Here is a 13,158-nt window from a genome sequence, read left to right on the forward strand (position 1 = left end):
TCACTCGGGGCGGCGGGGATCGCGCGGTGCGCTCCCCGCCAGCCTAGGAACGGTGCCCCGACGGGCACATGGGTCCGTCGGGGCGCCGGCCCAGGGCCGTTCGGCCCGGTCAGCGCACGCGGAGGATGCCGTGCGCACCGCGTTCCGCGTCGCTCATGATGTGCGTGACGAACGGGTAGTCGCCGGCCTCGGGCAGGGTCAGCTCGACGAACCCGCCCGACGCGGGGGCTAGATCGAGGATCTGCGCGCCGCCGCGTTCCGCACCGCCCGGCCGCAGGTCGTACGCGCCCTCACGGAACACCGTGTCGAACTGCCCGCCCACAACGTGGAAGGCACTGGGCACGTTCGGTCCGGCCGTCAGCACCCAGATCCGTACGCGCTCGCCGGTCTTCGCCGTCAGCGGGTCGTGGTCGTACTGGCTGGCGTACCCGTTGAAGGCGACCATGTCGGGTTCCTTGGCGTTCACCTTGTCGGCGTCGGCGGTGCCGTTCTGCTCGCCGAGGTAGAACTCCGACTGGACCAGGAGGTATTCGCGGTCCACGCGCGGCAGGCCGGGCGGGTCGATGACGACGGCGCCGAACATGCCGTTGGCGATGTGCAGGGACATCGGCATGGTCGAGCAGTGGTACATCCACACCCCGCTGCGGGTGGCCTTGAAGCGGTACGTCAGTGACTCGCCGGGCTGGATGGTGCGCATCGGTTCGTCCGGTGCCAGTGCCCCGGCGTGGAAGTCGACGGAGTGGCCGATGGTCCCGTCGTTGACGAGGGTGATCTCGAAGGTGTCTCCGACCCGGCCGCGCAGCACGGGCCCCGGGGCCGTTCCGTCAAAAGTCCACAGCGTCTGCCGTACGCCGGGGGCGACTTCGGCCTCCGCCTCCTTCACGGTGAGGGTCCGCCTGTGCACCTGGGGAGCGGATCCTTCGGCGGCGGACGGCAGTTGGGCGTCGCGGGCGGTGAAGCCGTCGGCCGGTTCGGCCATCGGGTCGAAGGCGTCCGCGGCGGATTCGCCCGTGCCCTCGGATGCCGTCCCGCCGTGGTCGTGCGCGGTCTCCCCGTTCTCCCCGTTCTCCTCGCTCCCTTCCGACGTGGTACCGCCGTCACCGTCACCGGTGGCCCGTACCCCGAAGACCATGCCCATCTGCCGGTGCCCGACCACCGAGCACCAGCCGTCGAGGTCCCGGCCGACGACGCCCGCGTCCAGCGTGGCCCGCTTCCCCGGGGCGATCCGGTCGGTGCGGGCGCCGGTCTCCAGCACCAGGTCGTGCGTGTCGGTACCGGTGTTGTGCAGTTCGATCACCAGACGGTCGCCCGCGGGCACGTCGACGGAGGCCGGGGAGAAGCGCATGTTCCGTACCGTCACCTCGACCGTGGTCGTGCGGCCGGTCGGCGTCACCTCCCCGCCGTCCGCGCTCGTGGCGGCGGACCGTTCCAGGATCGGCAGCGACCGCACGTCCGCCGCGCCGCCGCCCGCGACGGCCAGCATCACCACGGCGAGCCCGAAGGCCACGCCCCCGAGCACGCGGTGCGGGCGCGCCGGCGCCTCCGCGGGGGCCGGTCCGGGCGCGGGTACCGGCTCGGCCGCGGGGGCCGGTCCGGCCGTCCCCTTCCGGCGGTTCCGTATGCCCCGTACGACCGTGAGCACCAGCAGGACGAGGAAGTACAGCAGCATCACCAGCAGCAGCACCGAGCAGATCACCCGGACCACGGACGGTACCGGGAGGACGCAGAGCAGCAGCGCGGTGTTGGTGACGGTCAGCCGGGCGGGCCAGGCCCGTTCGAGTCCGGCGGTGGCGGCGCGTACCGCCGTGGGGCCGCCGCCCAGGACCACGGGGACGAGGAAACCGAGGGCGCCGAGCAGCACCTGGGCGATCCAGCCGGCGGCGAGCGGGGCGGTGAGCAACGACGTACGCTCCCCCACCGTGATCCAGGACGTCGTGGAGAGGAGGGTGCCGGCCAGGAACAGCAGTGCCCCCGCGAGCCAGAGGCTGCCCGCGGCCACCGACCAGGCGGCGAAGGAACGCGGGACCTTGGCCCGGGCCTCGCGCACCCAGGGGATGCCGGCGATCACCAGTCCGGCGGCGTGGACGACGACACCGGGAGCGGCCAGCGGCGGGGGGCCGAGCAGCGCGGCGGCGACGGCCGCGCCGAGCCCGGCGAGCAGCACGGGGAGGGCGCGGCGTCCGGCCCGTTCCGCGCCGTCCGCCACCCGGGTGCGCAGCATCGTCGGCCACAGGGTGATCAGCGTTCCGGCCACGGTGAGGCCGACCCAGCCGAGCAGGTTGATCATCTCGTGTGCGAGCAGCAGCCGTTCCGGGAGGTCACCGCCGAGTTCGCCGCGGGCCATGACGACGCCCAGCGCGGCACCCACGGGCAGCAGGGCGGCGGCGGCTGTGTAGTAGCGCACGGTCATGGAGAACCGGCCGGGCAGGGCCCGCCGCAGCAGTCGTACCAGCCACACGGCGTGGGCGGTGACGGCGGCCGCGACCAGACAGCCGCCGACGAGCACGACGGGCCACCGGTCGGTGAACATGCCGCCGATGACGGCGACGGCTCCGGCGTTCAGGCAGACCAGCCGCAGCGCGGCGGGGGCGCCCCGGTTCGCCTCCGGCAGCCGGAGCACGGACGCGGCGAAGTGCCCCGACCAGATGACGACGGCGTTGGTGACCGCCCCGAGCAGCAGGGTGTGGACGAGCAGCCAGAAGGCGTGCGGCAGGAAGTGGTGGGCGCTCCCGACCACGGCGAACAGCCCCAGCCAGACCACCACGACGGCGTTCACGCCGAGGTGCCACAGGGCGCGTGGTGAGCGTCCGGGCGGCTTCGGAGCGGGGCCGTTCGCCGTGGGGGAGGAGAGCTGCGTGGTCACCGGGGGTTCCTCGAGTCGGCGGGGGTGGCGGAGGCGGCGCGTCGGCCGGCGGTCACCGACGCGGTCGCCGCCGTCAGGACGAACAGCAGGACCGCGGCGATGTTGAGCGCCCCGCCGAGCTGCCACGCCCCTCGGACGTCCCGCAGGTCGCCGACCACCACGCGCAGGGCGAGGGAGCCGTGCAGCAGCCAGGCCGCCACCGCGAGCCCGGAGTGGTAGGGCAGGGGGCGGCGCAGTACGGCCGGCAGGATCACCGGGGCGTGCGCCATGATCATCGACATCACGAAGCCGAGGAACACGGCGTGCACCACGGCGTCGTAACGGCTCCCCTCGGCGACCGGGCCGCCCAGCAGCCACAGGGCGCCGGCGAGGCCCAGCCACGCGTACCCGGCGAGCAGGCACGCGGCGGAGAAGCGGGGCAGTCCCGTGGAACGCAGCAGCCGGCGGGCGACGTCGTGCACGACGAGCCAGGCGACCAGCGCGAGCAGGGCCGCGCCGAGCAGGAGCGTGCCGGTGGCCGGCCACATCAGGGTGGTGACGACGCCGGTGGCGACGGCGCCGACGCAGGCCAGGAAGGTTGGTTCCGCGCGGGGCGCCAGGAGGGCCACCCGGGCGAGTTCCAGCCGCTCGCCCGCGATGGTCAGCACGAGGAACGCGACCAGCCAGGGAAGCAGGCGCGGGACGTCGAGTCCGCCCAGCCACAGCAGTGCCGCGCCGAGCGCCGACACGGCGCCCGCCGCCTGGGCGAGCAGGGCGGCGCCCGGCTGCCGCTGCCAGAACCGCACGTACAGCGCGGTCAGTACGGCGGCCCCGGCGACGAGCAGCAGCCGCGGGACGGCAAGGTCCACGGGGGCGAGCAGCAGCAGCCCTCCGGCGCCGAGCGCGCCAGGTGCGAGGTAGGGCCACCGCCCGCCCAGCGCGACGGCCCGCTCCAACGCCACCAGCGTGCCGACGAAGCCCAGCACCAGCAGCACCCCGTGCACCTGGCGCAGACGGTCACTGGTGAACGGGGCGGGGAGCCCGAGCAGAACGAGAGCGGCATCGAGACCGGCGAGCAGACAGACACCGGCGGCCAGCAACAGGGGCGCACGGCGTGCGCCCACGCGCCGGGCGGCCGGGGTGACGGGGGTCACGGGGATCACGGGGATCACGGGGTCTCCCCGGACTCGATGCCGCTCCGCCGCTCGGGGGCGGCGGCTGGCGGGGGGCCGGCGTCCGGCACGAGACCGGTATCCGGCACAGAGCCAGAGCCAGCGCCCGACGGTGCCCCGGCACCCGGCACGGGACCGCTGTCCGGCACAGGACCGGCATCCGACGGAGTTCCGGTGCCCGGCACGGGACCGACGCCCGGCACAGGACCGGCACCCGGCACAGGACCGGCACCCGGCACAGGACCGGCATCCAGCACGGGACCGCTGTCCGGCACAGGACCGGCATCCGACGGAGTTCCGGTGCCCGGCGCGAGGTCGACATCCGACCGGGTCCCGGCGCCCGGCGCAGGGTCCGTGTCCAGGTGGAGGCGGCAGGCGCCGGGTTCGGCGAAGGGCAGTAGTTCGATCTCCTGGGAGTTCTCGCCCAGGGCGCCGAGGGCGGCCCGGGCCAGTCCTTCGTGGACGCCGCAGATGACGCCGGGATGCTCACGGGCCGTCTCGACGAAGGGGCAGCGCGGCAGCCGTACTTCGCGCGCCTCCGCGTCGGCCTCCGGGGCGAAGCCGATCTCTCCGAGGAGGTCCAGCAGCCGTTCCCTCGCCTCCCTCGGATCCGCCGACGGTTCCTGCCCGTCGGTCAGGACCCGCCCCCAGTCCTCGCCCGCGGCGAGGGCGTCCCCGCGCGGATCGGCGCTGGTACGGGCGATCCGCGCGGCCAGTACGGCGGCGAGCCCCGCGTACTCCCGCGCGGGGGACTCCTGCGGCGGGCGGGCCCGGTAGCGCCAGGCGGGACGGCCGCGCCCGGCGGGGGCGGACCGCTCGCGGGCGGCCAGACCGTCGTCCACCAGGGCGTCCAGGTGCTCGCGGACGGTGTTGACGTGCAGCGCGCACACCTGGGCGAGCGCGGTGGCGGTGACGGAACCGGACTGTCCGCGCAGGTACTGCAGGACACCGCGCCGCTGCCGGGAGAGCGGGACGCGGTGCGATCCGCTGCCGGGAAGCGGGCCGTTATTTTCCACGGTCATGTCCGTACTATATTGCAGGCATCGGCCCGCGCCGTTCGGACGGGTCGTCGACGGCTGGAAGGAACGGCCCCCTGATGAGCACTCTGACCCTCGCATCGGACCCCAAGGACGCGGCGGCCGTCGAAGCCGTCGAGGCGCATCACGCCCAGCTGGCCGGTGAGCTGGCCGGACGGGTGGCCATGCTGGTCGCCGCGGCGGACCGCGACCCGGCCGCGGCCGACGAGGTCCGCGCCGGACTGGTCGCCTTCTGCGACCGGGACCTGCTCCCGCACGCGGTCGCCGAGGAAGGCACCCTCTACACCGCCGCCCGCGACCTGCCCGAGGCCCGTCTCCTCATCGACGGCATGCTCGCCGAGCACCGCAGGCTCACCGCCCTGGTCGACGCGCTGCGCGAGGCGGACTCCGCCGTACGGGCGGCTGCCGACGGCCGGGCCCTCCAGGTCCTGTTCGAGGAGCACCTGGCCAAGGAGAACGACCTCGTCCTGCCGCTGCTCGCCGGCGCCCCGGACATCTCACTGGCCGACCTGCTGGGCGGCATGCGCGAACTGCTCGGCGGCGGCGAGGAGGCCGCGGACGAGTCCACGGGCGGCGGCTGCGGCGGTACGTGCGGCTGCGGCGGATCGGACGACGCGGAGGTGCCCGAACTCGACGTCCGGGAAGTCCCGCACGCACTGCGGCACGCCACGGTCTTCGGCGCGCTCGGTGCCGTACCGGCCGGGCGGGCCATGGTGCTCGTGGCACCGCACGACCCGCTGCCGCTGCTGCGCCAGATCGAGGACCGGCACCCCGGTGTCTTCGCGGTGGACTACCAGCAGCGCGGCCCGGAGGCGTGGCGCCTGCTACTCACCCACCGCTGAGCCCACGCCGAACTTCCGTGCCGGTCCCGGACGTTACAGGTTTCAACCGGGCATCCGGGGCCAGTCGGAAAGTATGTCCCCTCGATATCGCACTGGTTCCAACTCCGCAGGGACGGTCGTCGCGGTGATCGCGGACATCATGGCCGTCATCCTCGGACTCTGGATTCTGATGTACCTGCTGGACGCCAACCGGGGCAACGACCTGGTGCAGTTCGTCCACGACGCGGCCAACTGGCTGGCCACCTGGTCACGTGACCTCTTCACGTTCGACGAAGCCTGGGCCCGCGTGGTCGCCGGCTACGGACTCGCCGCCGTCGTCTACCTCTTCATCGGCCACGCCATCGCCGGACGGCTGCGCCGGTACTGAGCCACCCCCGGCCCCGGACACCACGCCCGACTGGTCACGTGACCCGGGGGTCTGGGGGCGCCCCCAGTGAACACAGCACCTTCGACGAGGCGTGGGCCCGCGCGGTCGCCGGCTACGGGCTCGCCGCCGTCGTCCGCCTCTTCATCGGCCACGCCGTCACCGGGCGGCTGCGCCGGTACCGAGGCGGTCGTCCGGTCGGCTCAGGCGAGCGAGCAGCAGTCGGGGTCCAGCCCCCTGGGCAGGTGGTCGCCGCCGAACACCGCGCAGGTGGCCTCGTGGCCGCCGAGGGCGGCGACCGCCAGGAGCAGTGAACCGGCGGTCCAGGTGGTCAGTTCGCGCGGCCAGATCGCGTCGTCGTCGAAGACGTAGCCCGTCCAGTACAGGCCGGTCTCCGGATCGCGCAGGTGCTGGATCGACTGGAGCACCTCCAGCGCGCGGTCGGACTCGCCCATCGCCCAGAGGGCCAGGGCGAGTTCGGCCGACTCGCCGCCCGTCACCCACGGGTTGGGCACCACACAGCGCACCCCGAGCCCGGGGACGACGAAACGGTCCCAGCCCTCCTCGATACGGGACTTGGCCTCCGCGCCGGTGAGCGCGCCGCCGAGCACCGGGTAGTACCAGTCCATGGAGTAGCGGTCCTTGTCGAGGAACCGCTCCGGGTGGTGCCGGATCGCGTGCCGCAGCGCGCCCGCCGCCAACTCCCAGTCCGGCTGCGGCTCTTCGCGCTGCTCGGCGACGGCCAGCGCGCAGCGCAGCGCGTGGTGGACGGAGGAGGAGCCGGTGAGCAGCGCGTCCGCGGTGGGCGTGCCGTCGTCGTCGCGCCGCCAGCCGATTTGCCCGCCGGGCTGCTGCAGCCGCAGCACGAACTCCACCGCCGCGCACACCACGGGCCACATGCGGTCCAGGAACGTGTCGTCGCCGGTGGAGAGGTAGTGGTGCCACACCCCGACCGCGATGTAGGCGACGAAGTTGGTCTCCCGGCCCCGGTCGGTGACGTCGAGCGGGTCGCCGTCGGCGTAGGCCGCGTACCAGGAGCCGTCCGCCAACTGGTGCCGGGCCAGCCACAGATAGGCCCGTTCGGCGGCGGCGTGCTCGCCCGCCGTGTCCAGGGCCATCGCGGCCTCGACGTGGTCCCACGGGTCGAGGTGGTGCCCCCGGAACCAGGGGATCGCCCCGTCCTCCCGCTGCACCGCGAGGATGCCGGCGACGGTCGCGGCGGCCTGGCCGGCCGTGAGGACCCCGGGCAGGACCAGGTGTTCGGTCCGGGGGGTCGTCACGTGGCGTCCGCCTCGGCCCCGGCCCCGGCCGCGGCGCGCGGCAGGTGCGGCTTGGTCGCGTACGCCACGAAGCTCTTGCCGATCAGCGGGTTCAGCGCCTGCTCCGCGACCCGGGTGGCCAGCGGCTTCTTCATGATGTCCCAGACCAGCAGCTTGTGGTACGCCCGTACCGGCAGCGCCTTGTCGTTGTCCACGCCGAACGCGCACTTCAGCCACCAGTACGGCGAGTGCAGCGCGTGCGCGTGATGACTGCCGTACGGCCGCAGGCCCGCCTCGCGGATCTTCGCCAGCAGTTCGTCCGCCTTGTAGATGCGGATGTGGCCGCCCTCGACCTCGTGGTAGGCGTCGGACAGCGTCCAGCACACCTTCTCCGGGCCGTAGCGCGGCACGGTGACGGCGATCCGGCCGCCGGGCCTGAGCACGCGCACCATCTCGGCGAGGACGCCCTTGTCGTCCGGGATGTGCTCCATCACCTCGGAGATGATGACGACGTCGAAGGACTCGTCGGGGAAGGGCAGGGCGAGGGCGTCGCCCTCCATGGCGGTGGCGGTGGCCCCGGCGGGTGCCTCCCCGGCCTCCTTCATCGCCGCGAACCACTTGGCGACCTCGCGGATCTCCTCGCCGTTCCGGTCCAGCGCCACGACCTGCGCGCCGCGCCGGTAGCACTCGAAGGCGTGCCGGCCGGCCCCGCAGCCGAGGTCCAGGACGCGGTCGCCCGGGGCGAGCGGGAACCGGGAGAAGTCGACGGTCAGCACGTGGCCCTGCTTTCGCGGTCGGAGGTGTCGGCTGCGTGCACGGAGACGGCGGCGGCCGTGTCCGTGGGGGTGTCGGGACCGGCGTCCCCGGCGACCGGGACGTCGGGGCGGCCGGGGGTCGCGGGCGCGGGGTGGTCGACGGCCCCGGCCGCGGCACGGTCCGCGGGCCGGGTCCCGGCGCGGTCGACAGCCGGGGCACCGGAGCGGGCGGCGCCCGTACCCCGGCCCGCGTCCGCCATCGCCTCGCGGTAGCGGGCCACCGTGCCCTGGGCCGCACGCGCCCAGGTGAAGTGCCGCAGCACCCGCTCCCGTCCGGCCGCCCCGAGCCGGGCGCGCAGCTCCGGGTCGCCGAGCAGCCGGGTCAGCGCGGCGGCCAGCGCCCCCGCGTCGCCGGGCGGTACGGCGAGACACGTCTCCCCGTCGCGGCCGGCCACCTCGGGAATCGCCCCGCCGGTGGTGGCGACCAGCGGGGTGCCCGTGGCCATGGCCTCGGCGGCCGGCAGCGAGAACCCCTCGTACAGCGACGGCACGCACGCGACCTGCGCCGACCGCACCAGGTCGACGAGTTCGGCGTCCGAGATGCCCTTGACGAACTCGACGGCGCCTTCGAGGCCGTACCGCTCCATGGCCTGCGCGACCGGCCCCTCCACGGGCCGCTTGCCGACCACGACGAGGTGCGCCTCGGGCTGCTCGGCCCGCACCTTCGCCAGCGCCTCGACGAGGTGGACCAGCCCCTTCAGCGGCACGTCCGCGCTGGACGTGGTCACGATCCGGCCCGGTACGACCGGCACCGACGGATCGGGCGCGAACAGGTCGGTGTCGGCGCCGATGTGGACGACGTGGATACGGTCCTGCCGTACGCCGAGATCGTCGACGATCTCCTGGCGGGAACTGCCGGAGACGGTGAGCACGGACGGCAGACGCCGCGCCACCCGCTTCTGCATCCGCGTGAAGGCGTACCAACGGCGCACCGAGTACCGCCGCTGCCAGGTCCCGGCGGCGTCCAGCTCCAGCCGCCGGTCGACGGTGATGGGGTGGTGGATGGTGGTCACCAGGGGGGCGCCGAGGTCGCCGAGCAGGCCGTAGCCGAGGGTCTGGTTGTCGTGGACGACGTCGAAGTCGCCGCGCCGGGCGCGCAGATGACGTCGGACGCGCAGGGAGAACGTCAGCGGCTCGGGGAAGCCGCCGGTCCACATCGTGCCGACCTCGAGCGCGTCGATCCAGTCCCGGTACTCGTCGCGCTTCGGGGTGCGGAAGGGGTCCGGCTGGCGGTAGAGGTCGAGGCTGGGCAGTTCGGTGAGGGTGGGGCCGCCGCAGGCCTCGCCGCGGTCCCCGTCGTGGATCTCGTCGAGGACGGGGTACGGCTGGGCGCCGATGACCTCGACGCGGTGTCCGAGGCGGGCGAGTTCGCGGGAGAGGTGGCGTACGTAGACGCCCTGCCCGCCGCAGAACGGGTTTCCCTTATAGGTGAGGAGTGCGATGCGGAGCGGTCGCAAGCCGTCGGATGCGGGACCCCGCGAGGGCCCGGCCTGACTGGCCTCAGCGGTCACTCTGGGCCCCCTTCTCCCTGCACTGTCCCGCGAGATTACGCCGGGACGCTAATCTAGAACAAGTTTCAGAGTTGATCGTTCGGAGGATCTGAATCTACCGGCAGGTAGGGGTACTGGGAGCAGTGGATCAGGTGATTCACGCCACGACGGACGGCATGCCATGCTGTCTGATCATCCACCCTCACCGACTGTCACGGACGGGACCCATGCCTACGGAAGCCAACAGGGACAAGGCGGCCAGGGCAGCCACAACGGACAAGGCGGGCAAGGCGGCGGCGACGGGAGCCGGCACCGCGCGGCCCGCCCCGGCCTCACCGCTCACCGAACGCCAGGAGGCGCGTCGGCGCCGCATCCTGCGGGCGTGCGCGCAACTGGCCGGCCGGGGCGGCTTCGACGCGGTGCAGATGCGTGAGGTCGCGGAGTCCTCGCAGGTGGCGCTCGGCACGCTGTACCGCTACTTCCCGTCCAAGATCCATCTCCTGGTCGCGACCATGCAGGACCAGCTCGAGACCCTGCACGGCACGCTGCGGAAGAAGCCGCCGGCCGGCGACACCCCGGCCGAGCGGGTCGCGGAGACCCTGATGCGGGCCTTCCGCGCGCTCCAGCGGGAGCCGCACCTGGCCGACGCGATGGTGCGCGCCCTGACGTTCGCGGACCGCAGCGTGAGCCCGGAGGTCGACCAGGTCTCCCGGCAGACCACGATGATCATCCTGGACGCCATGGAGCTCACCGATCCCACGCCCGAGCAGCTCTCGGCCGTCCGGGTCATCGAGCACACCTGGCACTCGACCCTGATCACCTGGCTCTCGGGGCGCGCCTCCATCGCCCAGGTCAAGATCGACATAGAGACGGTGTGCCGCCTGATGGATCTGACGGCCGCTGACGGCCATCGGTGATCACCGGTGAGACCTTCGAAGCCTTTCCGGGGTGCGCGGGTGCGCTGCGCGTCCCACGGTTGACGTGACCCTGCTCATCGAAGCCACCCCTGGCCCCTTCCCCGCAGGCGGGTAGAGTGTCGGCGTCGTCATCACACCGTACGGGGGGAAGCCGGTGCAATTCCGGCGCTGACCCGCAACCGTGAACCGTCCGCCAGGGCGGTGAGCCGGACTGCCCCGCACGGTTCGTGACCGGCTCACGTGCCCGGCGGATCCGCCGGGCACCGGCACCGTCGAGGTATACGGAGCCGAGCCGCCGGGGTGTCCCGCGCTGCCCGGTTCCCCGCAGGGAAGAAGGCACCCGCCGATCATGAATGTTCGCCGCAGCGCAGCGGTCCTGGCCGCCGTCGCCGTGATCGGCGCCGCCACCCCGGCCGCCGCCGACACCTCCCCGTCCCCGTCGCCGTCCCAGGCGCTCCCCTCCGCCCTGTACGGCGACAGCGACCCGCAGTACGACGGCGTCTGGCGCCAGTCGCTCGCCCTGCTCGCCCAGCACACGGTGGGCGTCGAGCCGTCGAAGGCGGCCGTCGACTGGCTCACCGGGCAGCAGTGCGCCGACGGCTCCTTCGCCCCGTACCGCGCCGACACCGCCGCGGCGTGCGACGCGAAGACGATGGTCGACACCAACCAGACCGCCGCCGCCGTCCAGGCCCTCGCCGCGCTCGGCGGCCACGACGACGTCACGGAGAAGGCCGTCGGCTGGCTGAAGTCCGCGCAGAACAAGGACGGCGGCTGGGGCTACGTGGCGGGTGGCGCCAGCGACACCAACTCCACCTCCGTCGTCATCGGCGCGCTCGCGGCCGCCGGTGAGAAGCCTGCCGAGGTGAAGAAGGACGGCAAGTCCCCCTACGACGCCCTGCTGAGGCTGGCGCTGCCCTGCGAGGGTGACGGCGCGGGCGCGTTCGCCTTCCAGCCGGACAAGAAGGGCGAGCTGGTCGCCAACGCGGACGCGACGGCGGCGGGGGTCATCGGCTCGCTCGGTGCGGGCCTGGTCGTCGAACCCGGCAAGGACGGCACCGAGGAAGCGGCGTGCGAGAAGGCCGACGGCCCCGAGCAGGCCGCCGCCAACGGTGCCGCCTACCTCACCGGCGCACTCGCCGAGAACGGCCACCTCACCTCAGCCCTCGCCGGCGCCGAGGACCAGCCCGACTACGGCAACACCGCCGACGCGGTGGTCGCGCTCGCCGCGCAGGGCGCCGGCGAGCAGGCCGACAAGTCCCTGTCCTGGCTGGAGAAGAACGCCGCCGACTGGGCGGCACAGAGCGGCCCCGCCGCCTACGCCCAGCTCATCTTCGCCGCCCACGCGACCGGCGCCGACCCGCGCGACTTCGGCGGCACGGACCTGGTGAAGCAACTGGGCGCGACCGGCCCGGCCGCCGAGAAGACCCTGGTGGCCAAGTCCGACGAGAGGAAGGACGAGGAGTCCGAGTCCGGCTTCGGCGTCTGGTGGATCATCGGCATCTGCCTGGTCGCCGGCATCGGCATCGGCTTCCTGATCAGCGGCCGTACGAAGCGGCAGCAGCCGTGATCCGCCGGGCCGCCGTACTGTTCCTGGCCGCGCTCCTGCCCCTGCTGGCGGGAGCGGGCCAGGCGGGGGCCGCCGGCTACCGCTACTGGTCGTTCTGGGAACAGGACGGCACGGCATGGGCGTACGCCAACCAGGGCCCGTCCCTCGCCCGCCCCGCCGACGGCGACGTCCACGGCTTCCGCTTCTCCGTCAGCGAGAACTCCGCCGACGCGACGAAGCCGCGCGGCACCGCCGACTTCGACACCATCTGCGCGAAGACCCCGGCGGCCGACGGCAGGAAACGCGTGGCCCTGGTCATCGACTTCGGCACCCCCGCCGACGCCCCGTCCGGCGAAACCCCGCCGGCCGGCCGCACGGCCTGCGCCCAGGTCCCCGAGGACGCCACCACGGCCGAGGCCCTGGCCTCGGTGGCCAAACCCCTCCGCTACGACACCAACGCACTGCTCTGCGCGATAGCGGGCTACCCGAAGAAGGGCTGCGGAGAACAGGTCTCGGCGGAAAAGGCCCCCGCTCCCACAGAGGAAAAGCCCGAGCCGGACGACTCGGGCGGCCCGTCAGTGGGCCTGATAGCCGGAATCGCCGCGGTAGCCCTCCTCGGAGCAGCAGCCATCTGGCAGGCCCGCCGCCGTGGCTAGCTTCCGCAGCTGCGGGCACGCCTGCTCGCCCGACTGCGGGCAATCGTGCCTCCCCCAGAGCCCGAAAGGGCCTGGGAGGTACCCCCAGGGCGGCACGGGTGGGCGATGGGGGTCCCCCCGCTCATGGGGGTCCCCCCGCCCGAGCGCAGCCGAGGGTGGGGGAGAAGCCGAGAGTGGGGGAGGCACCCCGCAAACGCCGGGCCGCGCAACACCCCCCG

General features: G+C 73.7%; 11 protein-coding genes and 1 riboswitch. Of the genes, 5 read left to right on the forward strand and 6 right to left on the reverse strand.

Annotation, left to right across the window (positions count from 1 at the left end; all coding sequences use genetic code 11):
- Positions 1–109: 109 nt before the first annotated feature.
- The 3 genes from AMK33_RS44125 to AMK33_RS43310 are packed head-to-tail and all read right to left on the reverse strand — an operon-like array spanning position 110 to position 5,036.
- Positions 110–2,863 (reverse strand): multicopper oxidase domain-containing protein, encoded by a 2,754-nt coding sequence (locus AMK33_RS44125; RefSeq protein WP_079194992.1) that lies wholly within the window; start codon positions 2,861–2,863, stop codon positions 110–112.
- Positions 2,860–4,014 carry a hypothetical protein gene (locus tag AMK33_RS27915; protein WP_201263094.1) on the reverse strand — a complete coding sequence of 385 codons (1,155 nt, stop codon included), beginning with the start codon at positions 4,012–4,014 and terminating at the stop codon, positions 2,860–2,862. Before AMK33_RS27915 ends, AMK33_RS44125 begins: the two co-directional genes overlap by 4 nt.
- Complete coding sequence (locus tag AMK33_RS43310; RefSeq protein WP_073935731.1) at positions 4,011–5,036, reverse strand: helix-turn-helix transcriptional regulator; 1,026 nt, start codon at positions 5,034–5,036, stop codon at positions 4,011–4,013. Before AMK33_RS43310 ends, AMK33_RS27915 begins: the two co-directional genes overlap by 4 nt.
- A 74-nt stretch (positions 5,037–5,110) precedes the next feature.
- On the opposite strand from AMK33_RS43310, the gene AMK33_RS27925 reads away from it, so the two are divergent.
- Positions 5,111–5,893, forward strand: coding sequence for a DUF2249 domain-containing protein (locus AMK33_RS27925; protein WP_073935732.1), 783 nt, complete (start codon positions 5,111–5,113; stop codon positions 5,891–5,893).
- A 73-nt stretch (positions 5,894–5,966) separates the two neighbouring features.
- Positions 5,967–6,260 (forward strand): hypothetical protein, encoded by a 294-nt coding sequence (locus AMK33_RS27930; protein ID WP_073935733.1) that lies wholly within the window; start codon positions 5,967–5,969, stop codon positions 6,258–6,260.
- A gap of 200 nt (positions 6,261–6,460) precedes the next feature.
- Here AMK33_RS27930 and AMK33_RS27940 read toward each other — a convergent pair whose 3' ends face one another.
- From AMK33_RS27940 to AMK33_RS27950, 3 genes are read right to left on the reverse strand one after another with little or no spacing between them, the layout of a single operon-like run.
- Positions 6,461–7,537 carry a prenyltransferase gene (locus AMK33_RS27940; protein ID WP_073935735.1) on the reverse strand — a complete coding sequence of 359 codons (1,077 nt, stop codon included), beginning with the start codon at positions 7,535–7,537 and terminating at the stop codon, positions 6,461–6,463.
- Positions 7,534–8,292 (reverse strand): class I SAM-dependent methyltransferase, encoded by a 759-nt coding sequence (locus AMK33_RS27945; RefSeq protein ID WP_073935736.1) that lies wholly within the window; start codon positions 8,290–8,292, stop codon positions 7,534–7,536. The genes AMK33_RS27940 and AMK33_RS27945 overlap by 4 nt, the downstream gene beginning before the upstream one ends.
- Positions 8,286–9,842, reverse strand: coding sequence for a glycosyltransferase family 4 protein (locus tag AMK33_RS27950; protein WP_073935737.1), 1,557 nt, complete (start codon positions 9,840–9,842; stop codon positions 8,286–8,288). Before AMK33_RS27950 ends, AMK33_RS27945 begins: the two co-directional genes overlap by 7 nt.
- 206 nt (positions 9,843–10,048) lie before the next feature.
- On the opposite strand from AMK33_RS27950, the gene AMK33_RS27955 reads away from it, so the two are divergent.
- From AMK33_RS27955 to AMK33_RS27965, 3 genes are all read left to right on the forward strand, one after another.
- On the forward strand, positions 10,049–10,738 hold the full coding sequence (locus tag AMK33_RS27955; protein WP_073935738.1) for a TetR family transcriptional regulator: 690 nt from the start codon (positions 10,049–10,051) through the stop codon (positions 10,736–10,738).
- Positions 10,739–10,885: 147 nt separating this feature from the next.
- Positions 10,886–10,943: riboswitch (cobalamin riboswitch) on the forward strand.
- 144 nt (positions 10,944–11,087) lie between these two features.
- Positions 11,088–12,305, forward strand: a complete 1,218-nt coding sequence (locus tag AMK33_RS27960) for a prenyltransferase/squalene oxidase repeat-containing protein (RefSeq protein ID WP_073935739.1) — start codon at positions 11,088–11,090, stop codon at positions 12,303–12,305.
- On the forward strand, positions 12,302–12,940 hold the full coding sequence (locus AMK33_RS27965) for an SCO2322 family protein (protein WP_073935740.1): 639 nt from the start codon (positions 12,302–12,304) through the stop codon (positions 12,938–12,940). The genes AMK33_RS27960 and AMK33_RS27965 overlap by 4 nt, the downstream gene beginning before the upstream one ends.
- Positions 12,941–13,158 lie beyond the last annotated feature (218 nt).

Origin of the sequence: Streptomyces sp. CB02400 (genome assembly GCF_001905725.1) — a bacterium.
Taxonomy (GTDB): domain Bacteria; phylum Actinomycetota; class Actinomycetes; order Streptomycetales; family Streptomycetaceae; genus Streptomyces; species Streptomyces atrovirens.